The sequence below is a fragment of the Rubrobacter marinus genome, from assembly GCF_011492965.1.
Lineage (GTDB): Bacteria > Actinomycetota > Rubrobacteria > Rubrobacterales > Rubrobacteraceae > Rubrobacter_F > Rubrobacter_F marinus.
This window is the reverse complement of record NZ_CP045121.1, coordinates 2,475,583-2,487,687: the sequence shown is the minus strand read 5'-3', so window position 1 is coordinate 2,487,687 and position 12,105 is coordinate 2,475,583. Positions and strand designations below refer to the sequence as shown.

16 protein-coding genes are annotated in these 12,105 nt (G+C 69.8%); 12 read left to right on the top strand and 4 right to left on the bottom strand.

The features are described from left to right. Nucleotides 1–5: 5 nt before the first annotated feature. From GBA65_RS12835 to GBA65_RS23165, 3 genes are all read right to left on the bottom strand, one after another. Nucleotides 6–650, bottom strand: coding sequence for a hypothetical protein (locus tag GBA65_RS12835; protein ID WP_166396892.1), 645 nt, complete (start codon nucleotides 648–650; stop codon nucleotides 6–8). Between the two features lie 69 nt (nucleotides 651–719). Next, nucleotides 720–818, bottom strand: coding sequence for a hypothetical protein (locus GBA65_RS26510; RefSeq protein WP_207955735.1), 99 nt, complete (start codon nucleotides 816–818; stop codon nucleotides 720–722). A gap of 5 nt (nucleotides 819–823) precedes the next feature. After that, entirely contained in the window at nucleotides 824–991 is a 168-nt protein-coding gene (locus GBA65_RS23165; protein ID WP_207955734.1) for a PadR family transcriptional regulator, read from the bottom strand. Between the two features lie 123 nt (nucleotides 992–1,114). On the opposite strand from GBA65_RS23165, the gene hisZ reads away from it, so the two are divergent. The 9 genes from hisZ to GBA65_RS12785 all read left to right on the top strand — a co-directional run bounded on the left by hisZ (nucleotide 1,115) and on the right by GBA65_RS12785 (nucleotide 7,872). Then, nucleotides 1,115–2,395 carry an ATP phosphoribosyltransferase regulatory subunit gene (gene hisZ / locus GBA65_RS12825; RefSeq protein ID WP_166396891.1) on the top strand — a complete coding sequence of 427 codons (1,281 nt, stop codon included), beginning with the start codon at nucleotides 1,115–1,117 and terminating at the stop codon, nucleotides 2,393–2,395. Beyond that, on the top strand, nucleotides 2,392–3,051 hold the full coding sequence (hisG, locus tag GBA65_RS12820; protein WP_166396890.1) for an ATP phosphoribosyltransferase: 660 nt from the start codon (nucleotides 2,392–2,394) through the stop codon (nucleotides 3,049–3,051). The genes hisZ and hisG overlap by 4 nt, the downstream gene beginning before the upstream one ends. Continuing rightward, nucleotides 3,044–4,297, top strand: coding sequence for a histidinol dehydrogenase (gene hisD, locus GBA65_RS12815; RefSeq protein WP_166396889.1), 1,254 nt, complete (start codon nucleotides 3,044–3,046; stop codon nucleotides 4,295–4,297). The genes hisG and hisD overlap by 8 nt, the downstream gene beginning before the upstream one ends. Continuing rightward, a complete protein-coding gene (locus GBA65_RS12810; RefSeq protein WP_207955733.1) occupies nucleotides 4,297–4,719 on the top strand; it encodes a GNAT family N-acetyltransferase in 423 nt (140 codons plus the stop codon). Before hisD ends, GBA65_RS12810 begins: the two co-directional genes overlap by 1 nt. Before the next feature lie 542 nt (nucleotides 4,720–5,261). Beyond that, nucleotides 5,262–5,846: an imidazoleglycerol-phosphate dehydratase HisB gene (hisB, locus tag GBA65_RS12805; RefSeq protein ID WP_166396888.1), complete on the top strand. Its 585-nt coding sequence runs from the start codon at nucleotides 5,262–5,264 to the stop codon at nucleotides 5,844–5,846. Nucleotides 5,847–5,913: 67 nt separating this feature from the next. Continuing rightward, nucleotides 5,914–6,537, top strand: coding sequence for an imidazole glycerol phosphate synthase subunit HisH (gene hisH / locus GBA65_RS12800; protein WP_166396887.1), 624 nt, complete (start codon nucleotides 5,914–5,916; stop codon nucleotides 6,535–6,537). Next, the gene (locus GBA65_RS12795) at nucleotides 6,534–7,265 is read left to right on the top strand and encodes a 1-(5-phosphoribosyl)-5-[(5-phosphoribosylamino)methylideneamino]imidazole-4-carboxamide isomerase (RefSeq protein WP_166396886.1); all 732 of its coding nucleotides are present in this window, start codon (nucleotides 6,534–6,536) and stop codon (nucleotides 7,263–7,265) included. Before hisH ends, GBA65_RS12795 begins: the two co-directional genes overlap by 4 nt. Before the next feature lie 218 nt (nucleotides 7,266–7,483). Continuing rightward, nucleotides 7,484–7,699 (top strand): hypothetical protein, encoded by a 216-nt coding sequence (locus GBA65_RS12790; protein WP_166396885.1) that lies wholly within the window; start codon nucleotides 7,484–7,486, stop codon nucleotides 7,697–7,699. Further along, a complete protein-coding gene (locus tag GBA65_RS12785) occupies nucleotides 7,696–7,872 on the top strand; it encodes a hypothetical protein (protein ID WP_166396884.1) in 177 nt (58 codons plus the stop codon). Before GBA65_RS12790 ends, GBA65_RS12785 begins: the two co-directional genes overlap by 4 nt. 29 nt (nucleotides 7,873–7,901) lie before the next feature. Here the strand turns inward: GBA65_RS12785 and GBA65_RS12780 are convergent, their stop codons facing one another. Continuing rightward, a complete protein-coding gene (locus GBA65_RS12780; RefSeq protein WP_166396883.1) occupies nucleotides 7,902–8,216 on the bottom strand; it encodes a hypothetical protein in 315 nt (104 codons plus the stop codon). Between the two features lie 229 nt (nucleotides 8,217–8,445). Here GBA65_RS12780 and GBA65_RS12775 point away from each other — a divergent pair, with 229 nt between their 5' ends. The 3 genes from GBA65_RS12775 to GBA65_RS12765 all read left to right on the top strand — a co-directional run bounded on the left by GBA65_RS12775 (nucleotide 8,446) and on the right by GBA65_RS12765 (nucleotide 11,947). Further along, nucleotides 8,446–10,521, top strand: a complete 2,076-nt coding sequence (locus GBA65_RS12775) for a transglycosylase domain-containing protein (protein ID WP_166396882.1) — start codon at nucleotides 8,446–8,448, stop codon at nucleotides 10,519–10,521. A gap of 84 nt (nucleotides 10,522–10,605) precedes the next feature. Continuing rightward, nucleotides 10,606–11,445, top strand: coding sequence for a nuclease (locus GBA65_RS12770; RefSeq protein WP_166396881.1), 840 nt, complete (start codon nucleotides 10,606–10,608; stop codon nucleotides 11,443–11,445). A gap of 43 nt (nucleotides 11,446–11,488) precedes the next feature. Continuing rightward, nucleotides 11,489–11,947, top strand: a complete 459-nt coding sequence (locus tag GBA65_RS12765) for a hypothetical protein (protein ID WP_166396880.1) — start codon at nucleotides 11,489–11,491, stop codon at nucleotides 11,945–11,947. Nucleotides 11,948–12,105 lie beyond the last annotated feature (158 nt).

Genomic DNA, 12,105 nt, shown 5'->3' with positions numbered 1-12,105 from the left:
CTGCGCTACCAGATTCTCCTGCGCACGAAAGCCCGGACGTCCGGTACCGAGTGCTTCAAGAGTCCATACATGAGAAGCGCGACGAGCGCCGAGACCAGGGTCGCGTACCACGACCAATCGAACAGCGCCGCGTCCCTGCCGCCGAAGGCGAGCGCGATGATTACCGTGGGCACCAGCACGGTCGTCAGGGACAGAACGACGATGGCCAGGTGGCCTTTCCAGCGGGGCTCGAGGTGTTCGATCGTGGTCAGCGCGGGGAAGAGGCCCATGAGGGAGACCGAGACGGCGAAGGTTACGACTGGCAGGAGTACGCCTAGATCGACGCCGAAGGACAGCGTCCAATACCAGAGGTGTGTAAACGCGGCGAAGACAGGGACGGAGATCGCGACCGAGGTAGCGAAGATGAACAACCGTCTCCCGAGCTCTCGGGGCGGCCTGCTCTCCTCGGCCCAGAGCTTGGCGAAGGGCCTGACGTCGTCCCCCACGACCGCTTCTACCGGCTTGCCATCTTCGCCGGCCTCCCGAAGGTGCCTCTCCAGCTCGGAGAGCATGTCATCCACTCTCCGACGAGGAACGCCGCTACGGACCCAGTACACCCTGCACTCGTAGATCGTGCGCGAGATGCGTTCCTCGTTAGCTCTGACTTCCAACGCGGCTCCTCTCCCCAACGACCCGGCCGACGGCCGACGAGAAGCCTTCCCACTCCTCTCGCCATGCCTTCAACTGCTCTTCGCCCTTCGGGAGGGTCCGGTAATACTTGCGCTTCGGCCCTCCCTGGACGGCACCTTGTAGCTCTCGATGAGCCCATCCTTCTGCAATCGGCTCAGCAGGGGGTAGATGCTCCCCTCCCGACGAGCTCCAGCCCCCGCTCCTCCATCTTCCGCACCATCTCGTAGCCGTAACAGGGCTCCTCCGAGATCAGGGCCAGAAGACACATGTCCAGCACGCCCCTCAAGAGCTGCGAACTTCGCTTCTCCGCCGCTTCCTTCAACCGGTTCTCCCGTTCGACCTCGGAACCTTGTGTCGCAAGGTAGTAGGAGGCTAGCAGCTAGAATCTTGTGACGCAAGGTAGCGGGGGAGAAAAGGCGAGGATATCGGTTAAGATAGCTCTCGTATGGATCGAGTGACGCCGAGGAAGTTCGCTACCACGCCGGGGACGCGGGACGTGTTGCCGCCCGAGTCGACGCGTCTCGTGGAGGTGCAGGCCAGGATCCGGGAGCGCTTCCGGCTCTTCGGGTTCGGGGAGGTCCTGACGCCGGCGCTGGAGTACTCGGAGGTCATAGAGGAGCCGAGGCTCCGGGACGCCTCGTTCAAGCTCTTCGACCCGGACAACCAGATGGTGATGCTCCGCCCGGAGATGACGACCCCGATCGCGCGCCTCGTCTCCCAGCGCCTCCGGAACAGCCCGCCCCCGCACAAGCTCTCGTACGTCCTGCCGGTCTACCGGAGGGCGGACGTTGGGCGCGGCCGGAGCGCGGAGCTGTACCAGGCGGGGGTCGAGGTCGTCGGGTCCCGGAGCGCGCAGGAGGACGCGGCCACGATCGCCCTGCTCGTGGACGTTCTGGGCTCGCTCGGGCTGCGGGCCCCGGAGAACTTCGCGGTCGTCCTCGGCCAGACGGCTTTCTACGAAGCTTATCTGCGCCACGTCGCGCCCGAGACGGCGCCGGAGGTCCTGCGGGCCCTCGCCGCCAAGGACCTCGTCGCAGTGGATAACCTCGCGGCGGGGTCGTCGAGGGAGGCAGCGCTCGGGGTGCGGGGGATACCGCGCCTCGTGGGGCCGGCCTCTGACGGGGCCGTCCTGGAAGAGGCGGCGAGGTTCGCCGAGCGCGTCGGGGCGTCGGAGGCGCTCGCGGCCCTGGAGAACCTGCGCGAGATCCTGCGCCACCTCGAGGCGCACGAGGCCCTGGGCGCCGTCATTCTCGACCTCGGCCTTATAGGGCGCCACAACTACTACACGGGGGCCGTCTACGAGGCGTACGCCGCGGGGCTGGGCTTCACCATCGCGAACGGCGGGCGCTACGACAACCTGCTGGAGCGCTTCGGGCAGGACCTCCCGGCCACCGGCTTCGCCATCTACCTCGAGCGCCTCCTCTCCGTGCTGCCCGAGGAGGGCCCGTCGGACCTGGTGGTCCTCGTCGGTGGCGGGGTGGAGGGGGCGGAGAACGCGGGTATCTTGCGCGCCTCGGGCGTTCCGGTGCTGCACCTCTGCGAGGAACTCTCGCCCGCGGAGGCCCTCCGGTACGCGCGCTCGGTCGAGGCGGGTTGGGTCCTGTACTCCGGGGCGGAAGGCTCCGTCGAGCTGGCGCCGGTCCGCGAGGGCGCGGAGCCCGAGGCCCTGCCCGTCGGGGAGGTCGCCGGCAGGGTGATGGGCGAGGCGCGGGGGGTGGTCCGGTGAGGGCGCAGGACGGCATCCTGCGCGTGGCCGTGCCGAAGGGGGCCATCTTCGAGGACGCCCTGAGGTCCCTGAGCGCCGCCGGGCTCCCGGTCGGGGTCCTGCGCGAGAACGACCGCAGGCTCCTGTACCCGGCCGAGGGGGTAGAGTTCGTGATCTGCCGGCCGACGGACGTGCCCGTCTACGTCGAGTACGGGGCGGCGGACATAGGGATCGTGGGGAAGGACGTACTGGAGGAGGGGCAGCCCAACGTCGTGGAGCTCATGGACCTCGGCACGGGGTGGTGCCAGATGATCCTGGCCGCCCCCTCCGAGAGGGCCGAGGGCGTGCGGGAGGCGATCCGCCACGCCGAGGTCGTCCGGGTGGCGACAAAGTACCCGAGGACCGCGAGGGCGTACTTCGAGGGGATGGGGCGCCAGGCCGAGATCATCGCGCTCCACGGCTCCATCGAGCTCGCCCCGCTCGTCGGGCTCGCCGACTGCATTGTCGACCTCACCGCCACCGGCACGACCCTACGCGAGAACGACCTGACGGTCCTCGACGAGATCTCCACCTCCACGGCGCGCCTGATCGCCAACCGCGGCTCCTACCGCCTGCGCAACGCCGAGGTGGCCGCCCTCGCCGGGAGGATGCAGCGCGACGAGGCACGCATTGGTTGAGTTCGTCGACGCCCGCGGCGACGACCCGAAGGAGGTCGTCTCCCGCCTTCGCAGGCCCGGGGGATTCCTCTCGGAACCCGTCCGTAAGGTCGCCCGCGACATCGTCTCCGACGTCCGCGACGGCGGGGACGAGGCGCTGCTCGCCCACACCGAGCGCCTCGACGGCGTCCGGCCCGACCCGATCCGGGTTCCGCTGGAGGAGATACAGGCCGCGAAGGCCTCGCTCTCCCCGGAGGTGAAGGAGAGCTTCGGCGTCGCGATAGAGAACGTCCGGTTCTTCCACAAGCGCGAGCTCGACCGGCCCTTCGAGACGTCGCGCGCGGGCGCGACCGTCGGCCAGAGGATACGCCCCATCCGACGGGCCGGGATCTACGTCCCCGGGGGACACGGGGCCTACCCGAGCACGGTCGTGATGGCGGCCGTCCCCGCGCAGGTCGCGGGGGTGCCCGAGATCGCCGTCTGCGCCCCGCCGGGGAGGGACGGCAGCGTGAGCCGCCACGTGCTCGCGGTCGCGGGCCTCCTCGGGCTCGACGAGGTCTACCGCGTCGGGGGCGCGCAGGCGATCGGGGCGATGGCCTACGGGACGGAGAGCATCCCGCCCGTGCTCAAGATCGTGGGTCCCGGCAACGACTACGTCACCGCCGCGAAGCTCGAGGTCTTCGGCCACGTCGGTGTGGACGCGCCGCTCGGGCCGAGCGAGGTCGTCGTGATCGCCGAGGCCGGCGCCTTCCCGGAGAGGGTGGCGCGCGACCTCATGGCCCAGGCCGAGCACCTCTCCGGCGCGTCGGCGATCCTCCTCACCCCGAGCGAGGAGCTGATGAGGAGCGTCGAGCCCCTGCTGACCGGGGAGCCCGCCGAGCTTATAACCCTGGTCCGCGTGCGGGACAGCGCCCACGCCGTGGAGCTCACGAACCTCTACGCCCCCGAGCACGCCCACATCATCTCCGAGGACCCCGAGGCGATCCTGCAGGACCTCGACGCCGTGGGCATGGTCGCCGTTGGCGACTTCACTCCCGTCGCGCTCGGGGACTACGGGGCCGGACCCTCCCACTCTCTCCCGACGAACGGCGCCGCCTCCTGGGCGTCGGCCCTCGGCACCCACGACTTCACCGCGAGGACGAACTACATCCACTACGGCCCGGAGGCCCTCGCGGACCTCGGGCCCCACGTGATGCGTCTCGCCCGCCTCGAAGGCTTCCCGAACCACGCCGAGAGCGTCGGGGTGCGCCTCCCGAAGGGGGGCTAGTGCGCGAGGTCCGGGAGATGACCTCGGACGCGGAGGTCGCCGCCACCTACGGGGTAATGCACGGGCTCCGGCCCCACCTCGACGAGGGGGAGTACCTACTGCGGGTCCGGCGCATGCGCGAGGACGGCTACCGGCTTGCAGCCGTCGTGGACGGGGATGCGGTCGTTTGCGTGGCGGGCTTCAGGATCGTGGAGTTTCTCGCTCACGGCAGGTTCCTGTACGTCGACGACCTCGTAACGGACGAGGGCGCCAGGTCCACCGGAGGCGGCAAGACCATGCTCGACTGGCTCGCCGCCGAGGCGAGGAGGGCCGGCTGCGAGAAGCTCCAGCTCGACTCCGGCGTGCAACGATTCGCGGCCCACAAGTTCTACTTTCGCGAGGGGATGCACATCACGAGCTACCACTTCTCGAAGGGGCTGTAGAAGCCCCTAGGGGCGACAGTATCGCGTAACTCGCAGCAGCCTCGCGCCTGCGAGCGCCAGCCCGCCGGCGAGTACCGGGGCGACGCCCACCATCGATAGAGGAACGCCCCCCGTATTTGGTAGCGCGCTGTTGCTGGCGGAGGGCACGTGACCTAGCTCGATGCATGCCTCCAGCGCCCCCGGATCAGGGGGTAATTGAGTACCTCCAACGGGCTCCAGGAGGTAGTCGCAGGTGAAGACCATGTCGCCCTCGTAGATCAAGGTGCCGTCCTCGAGAACGGTGTAAGCCCCTTGCGAGTAACTCACTGGAGCAAGGGGTTCCTCTTCCAAGCCCTGTGACATATCCGGCGTACCGGTGATGAGTACGAGTCCGAGTACCAGGAACAACGACGGCAGTACTCTCATTCGGCTCCCTCTGGTTAGTAGTCCTCCGAGCGTGGGGTTCATCTTCCCAGCGGGGAGCGCGTCGCGCTACGCGGTCCTGCGTGGAGGACGGACCTTTGTCGGCTAGAATGCGTTGGTGACGACCCGGAAGGAGACGGATGGCGCGGATCGGTGAGGCGGAGAGGCAGACGGGCGAGACGTACGTGAAGGTGCGCATCTCGCTCGACGGCGAGGGGAGGGCCGAGGTCGAGACCGGCGTCGGCTTCTTCGATCACATCCTGCACCTCCTCGCGCACCACTCCGGCATCGACCTCGACGTCGAGGCGAAGGGCGACACCTGGGTCGACGACCACCACACCGTCGAAGACACCGGCCTCGTCCTCGGACGCGCCCTGGACGAGGCGCTCGGCTCGAGGACCGACCTCGTCCGCTTCGCCGACGCGTCGGCGCCCCTGATCGAGGCGCTCTCGACCGCCGTCGTGGACCTCGGGGGACGCAGCCACCTCACGATCGACCTCGGCCCGATGCCCGAGAAGATCGGCACCTTCGACGTCGAGCTTTTTCAGGAGTTCCTGCGCGCCTTCACTCAGTACGGCCACTTCACCCTCCACCTCAACTGCCACTACGGCGAGAACGCCCACCACAAAGTAGAGTCGGGCGTCAAAGCCCTCGCGGTCGCCCTCCGAGCCGGCATCGCCCAGAGGACGAGCGGCACCGCCTCCACGAAGGGGGTAATCGATTGAGCTCGCCAACCTCCGACAGGCAACCTTCGAAGGGGACGAAGCCGGCCGCAGGGGCGGGTGAGGGTCCATGGCCGGCGGCATGAGGGTCGCCGTCGTGGATTACGACGCGGGGAATACGCTCTCGGTGACGCGCGCCCTGGAGAAGGCGGGCGCCTCGGTCGACCTCACCCCCGACCCGAGAAGGTCCTGCGCGCCGACGCGGTCGTCCTGCCGGGGTGGGGGCCTTCGGGGACTGCATGAGGAAGCTCAGGGACAGGGGATGGACGCCGCCTGCGCGGAGGTCTTCCGTTCGGGCAAGCCCTTCCTGGGGGTCTGCGTCGCGCTCCAGGTCTTCTTCGACTCCTCGGAGGAGTCCCCGGGCGTCGAGGGCCTCGGTCTCCTCCCGGGGAGCGTCACGCGCTTCAAGGCGGGCGACCTGAAGGTGCCGCACATGGGCTGGAACGAGCTCTCCGTCGCGCGTCCGCACCCGGTCTTGAGCGGCCTCGACGGCGAGGACTTCTACTTCGTTCACTCCTACTACCCGGTCCCCGAGGAGCCCTCCGACCTCCTCGGCACCTCCGAGTACGGGACGGAGTTCTGCGCGGCGGCGGGGAGGGAGAACCTCGCGGCGGTCCAGTTCCACCCGGAGAAGAGCAGCCGGGCCGGGCTCCGCCTCTACGAGAACTTTCTGGGCTGGGCGCGGAAGCTGTGATCCCCGACGCCTTCACGGTCTTCCCGGCGATAGACCTGCGCGGCGGCAAGTGCGTCCGGCTCAAGCAGGGCGACTTCGAGCGCCAGAAGGAGTACGACGCCGACCCCGTGGAGCGCGCGCGGGAGTGGGAGCGGCGGGGGGCCGGCGCGATCCACGTCGTGGACCTCGACGGCGCGAGGGAGGGCCGGCCGGTGCAGCTGGATCTTATCGGCCGCATGGCGGCGGCGGTCGGCGTCCCCCTGCAGGTGGGCGGCGGCGTGCGCACCCACGACGACCTGCGCGCGGTGACGGGGGCCGGGGCCTCGCGCGTGGTGATGGGCACCGCCGCCGTCCTCGACCGCGAGCTCCGTCTCCGGGCGGTGGACGAGCTGGGGCCGGCCCTCGTCGTCGCGGTGGACGCGCGAGACGGCGTGGTCGCCACGCACGGCTGGGAGCACACGAGCGGGGTCGACGTCCTGGATCTCGCGGAGGAGCTCTCCGACGACGGGGTCGCGTGCGTCCTCCACACCGACGTCGCCCGCGACGGGATGGACGGCGGTCCCGCGCTCGAGGCGACGGCGGCCGTCGCCTCGATGGTCCCCGCCATCGCCAGCGGCGGCGTGCGCGGCTCGCGCGACGTCGCCGCCCTCGCCAACGTCCCCGGCGTCGTGGGCGCCATCGTCGGTACCGCCCTCTACGAGGGGCAGGTCACGCTCGAGGAGCTGCTCGAAGCCGCCGGCGCCCGGTAAGGCGCTACCCCAAACGGCGTAGGGAAACATCGTGCATCTTGGCGATGTCACAGACGTAGCAACGAGTATCCTGAGAGTAGGAGGAACCTCGTTCGGGGTCTCCTCCCGAGCGGGGCCGCGGGATGCGCCGAAGGGCGGGAATCCGGGCAATACCCGTATACGGCGGCTCTCCGGATCGGGCCGCGAGGGCAACGGCGGACGGGCGGAGGAGGTCGACGATGATCCAGGTTCAGGTAGAGGTGGAGAGCGGCGCCGGCCGCTTCCTCGTGTCGGCGCGGGCGGCGAGCATCGGGCGCGCCCTGAGCCTGGTCTGCGCGAGCAACCCCGGCGCCACGGCGCGCGTCGTCTTCCCGATAGAGCCGGACCCGTTCTTCGTTCGCGAGGTCTCGCGGGAGGGCCTCGCGGCGCACGAGGCGATCGGGAGCGCGGCGTGATGGCCGTCGTGCAGGAGCGGGCGCGCGAGACGCGCGAGGGCGTCTCGAGCTTCGAAGGGAGCCGGACCGCGGACTGGGAGGCCGTCATCGCGGCGTACCTCGTCGACGACTGGCCCCCGCCCGAGTGGCTCGCGGCGGCCGGCGAAGTCTCGCCGGGCCTCTCGAAGGCTTAAACCGAAGGGACCGGCCTCCAGGGGGCTCGCTAGAGCTCCAGCACGCGTCGCTGGGGGGCGCCCTCCTCGTACTTCGCGGATTGGAGGGTCTTCCAGGCGAGCTGGGCGAGGGCCTCCTCCGTGGGACGGCGCGCGAGATCCGGTTCGAAGGCGTCGGTCAGGACGGCCCGGGCGGTCTCCGCGGAACGGTCGAGGGCGGCGTTGATCTCGTAGGCGCGCGCGGCCTGGTACTTGATCTCCAGGCTGCGCGGCTCGGCGTCCCCGGCGGCGAAGGTCAGCTCGTACTCCTCGGTGCGGCTCTCGTAGTCCCCGATGCGCCGCGCGGTGCAGGTAAGCTCTGGCATGGCCCGGATCCTAGCACCGGGGCTTCCTCCTTGCTCTCGTCGCGCCGCTACGTGTTTGGGCGACGGCTCTTGAAGGGAGTCGACGACGAACGCGGGCTGCGGGGAGCCCGCGGACCGAACGCGCGAGGTCCTTCGCATACTCCATGGGGTGGACGCCGCATCCGTCGGGCAGTTATGTTGGGGAACGCGCGTCTTCTGCTTCCGCTGCGTTAAACTGCCCGGGAGGCTTGTGGAGAAGCTCTTCGAAACCGGCAGAGAGGCGCGGGCGAGGAGGCCCCCCGGGGAGTCCCCAAAGCGGGGCGGGCGGCCTGGCTGGGTCTTGCGCTCCCTCCGTTTCTGCTTCAACCTCGCCCTCCTGTTCTCCGTCGGCGGGCTCGCGACGGTCCTCGGCGGCTACCTCTACTTCACCCACGAGGCGGGCGACAAGCTCGGCGAGCGCTACCCGGAGCTGCCGCAGAACTCCTTCGTCTACGACGCCGAGGGCGAGCAGATCTCGGAGATCAAGGGCAAGGAGAACCGCCGGACGGTCCGCTACCGCGAGCTCGGCGAGTTTCTGCCGCGGGCCATAGTCGCCGTCGAGGACGAGCGCTTCTACGAGCACCCGGGCTTCAGCATAGAGAGCGTCGGGCGGGCGGCCCTTGAGGACATAAGGGCGCGGGACATCCGCCAGGGCGGCTCCACAATCACCGAGCAGCTCGTCAAGAACCTGTACATACAGCAGGAGCGGCGGGGGAACAGCTCCTTCTGGCGCCGCTTCGAGCAGGCGTGCCTCTCCTTTGCATACGAGCGCAACCACACGAAGGAGGAGATCCTCACCGCCTACCTCAACACCGTGTACTTCGGCGACGGGGCCTACGGGGCGGAGGAGGCCGCGAGAAGCTACTTCGGCAAGAGCGCCATCGAGCTAACCCTCGCGGAGGCCGCCGCCATCGCCAGCTTCCTCGACTCGCCCTCCAGCTACCGCCAGGAGGGGGAGCTCGAGGGCTCCGCCCGAGCCAAGGAGAGCCGGGACACCGTCCTCAGGCTCATGAGGGATCAGGGGGTCATCTCCGACGCCGAGATGCGCGAGGCCCGCGCGACCCCGCTCGAGTTCTCGCCCCCGCCGCCCCCGGACGATCCGGTCTTCGATTCTTTTCTGGATCAGGTTTACAGGGAGGTGGGGGAGGAGCTCGGCGACGACGCCCTGGAACACGGGGGACTCAGGATCTACACGACCCTCGACCAGGAGCTTCAGCGCGAGGCCGTCGCGTCGACCGAGGAGGTGCTGAACCTCTCCGACGACCCGTCCGGGGCGATCGCGACGGTCGAGCCCCAGAACGGGGCCATAAAGGCGCTGGCGGGGAGGGTGGGGACCTTCAACCTCGCGCTCGACGCGCGGCGCCAGCCCGGAAGCTCCTTCAAGCCCTTTGTCCTCGCCGCGGCCCTCCGCGAGTTCGTCTCCCCGGAGACGACCTACCTCTCCCGCAACCTCAGCATCCCCTACGACGGGGAGACCGTCCAGGTCTCGAACTACGACTTTATCGAGCGGGGGCCCATCACGCTGGACACGGCGATGGCCGAGTCGGACAACACTGTCTTCGTCCAGCTCGCCATCGACCTCGGCCTCGGCAACGTCGTGCAGACCGCCCGCGACATGGGGATAACCAGCGAGATCGACCCCTTCCCCTCGACGGCGATCGGGGGCTTGAGGGAGGGCGTGAGCCCGCTGGAGATGGCCTCGGCCTACGCGACCTTCGCGGCCGGCGGCATCCACCGCGAGCCCTACTCCGTCGAGCGGATCGACCGGGTCGGCTTCGGGGAGCGCGAGCCGACCTACGACCACCCCTTAGAGGGCAAGCGCGTCCTCTCCGGCAACCAGGCCGCCGCTGCCACCGAGGTCCTGCGGGGCGTGGTCGAGGACGGTACGGCGAGCTTCTTGCACGACCTCGACGAGGAGATCGGGCGCCCCTCCGCCGGCAAGACCGGCACGACGGACGACTTCGTCGACGCCTGGTACGTCGGCTACACGCCGCGCCTCGCGACCGCGGTCTGGGTGGGCTACCCCGAGGGCCGCCGCTCGATGATCGACGTGCACGGGGAGCCCGTGATCAACGGCGAGAACCTGCCCATGGACCTCTGGTCGCGCTACATGTCCGGGGCGACGGCCGGCGAGCCCGTCCTCGACTTCCCGGGCTCGGACACGAGCGAGTTCAAGCTCCTCAACCGCGGCTACGCCCGCGACCCCTACGGCGGCGGCCGAAACGGCTACTACCCGGACGACGCGACCCCGCTCTCCTCCACCCGCCGGGACCGCGAAACACCCTAGCTCCGCGGCCGGGGCTCCGCTTCGGGCTCCCGCCTGTATACTGCCGCGCGCGGGCGGCAGCTCCGGAAAGGACGGTTCGGACCCATGCCCTTCTCGGTGATCGAAGGCACCTTCCACGTCGTCGGCTACTCCCCGGACGGGGACTCCGTGCGCTTTCGCGCCCGCGACGAGGCGGACTGGCGCAAGCTCTCCGGCCCGCCGGTCGTGCTCAACGCCAGGGAGCACGCCCAGCTCCGCTTCGAGGCAATAGACACGCTCGAGACGCACTACCTGAACTCCCACCAGCCCCTCGCCCTGGCAACAGCGGCCCTGGAGTTTCTGCTCGCGGACCTGGGCATCACGGACGTCGAGTGGAACGAGGCGAGGACCGAGGTCACCTCCGCGACGGACGGCACGGGGGGCTACATCCTGAGCCGCGCCACGGAGGGCAACCGCCGGCCCGTGGCCTTCGTCTACGCCGGGGAGCCTCCCCAGGGGGAGGAGGGCTCGGACGTCTTTCTGGACGTCGAGAAGCTCCGGGAGAGCGTCAACTACCGGTCCCTGGAGAGGGGGCTCGCCTACCCCACGTACTACAAGGGGCTCTTCCCGGATCTCCGGGAGGCCATGAGCGCGGCCGTGGTCCGGGCCCGCGAGGAGGGGCTCGGGGTCTGGGCCGAGGACAGGACCAACGCCGGGTTCGCCGTCGAGGGGCCGGGGTCGCTCTCCGAGGAGCACGTCATCCTGCCGAAGCTCTTCCGCCGCCTCGCCGAGTACCTGCAGGCCGGCGGCCCCGTCGCCGGCTTCGACGCGTTTCTCGAAGCGAGGGCGGAGGAGATCATCGTCATCCCCAACGTCCACGCCACCCACCTCGACACTGTGGTGGAGGTGGAGGGGGAGACGGTCAGGATGACCGAGCGGCCGGAAGACCTTATCTTCGAGGGCTGAGCCGGACGGACCGTGCTCGCGAGCCGAATGGTATAAAGCCGTCATGGACCTCCCGGGGCTTTACGGCATCTCTTTCGTGGACTGGGAGGCGGTTGCCGCCTCGTGGGGGAAGCGCACCGTCCCCAGCAGGCTCCTGCTCTTCGCCGCCCGCCGCTATCTCTCCGTCGCGCGGGGAGGGACGGGGCCCGGGGGAGAGAGGGTCGCTCTTCTGGAGCCCCTCAAGATGCCGCGGGAGATCAAGGAGGCCTTCGCCTCGCCGCCCGACCCCGAGGGGGAGGCCGCGCCGGAGTGGGGCGCCTTCGCGGACGCAGCCGTCGCCGCGGAGCTAGAGACCATCTCCTACGGAGAGCGCCCCATACTGCTCGGAGAGCTCCGCGCGGGCTTCGAGAGGGCGGCCGAGGAGGCGGGGCCCGGGACCGCGCTCAACCGCTGGTTTCTCGCACGCCGCGACGCCCTACCCGGCGACGATTTGCCGGGACACCCGGAGTACCTGCCCGTATAAACGGCCCCACGCGGCGGGAGCCAGCGGCGTCGACCGAGCCGGGCGCTGGCTCCCGTCGTCGAGAAGGGCCGGCGCGCGACGGGCCGAAGACGCGCCGTCCTCCGTTGTCCCCTCGTCGACCGCGGAGTAGATCGGCGTTCCCCAGGCGCATTTGCTGG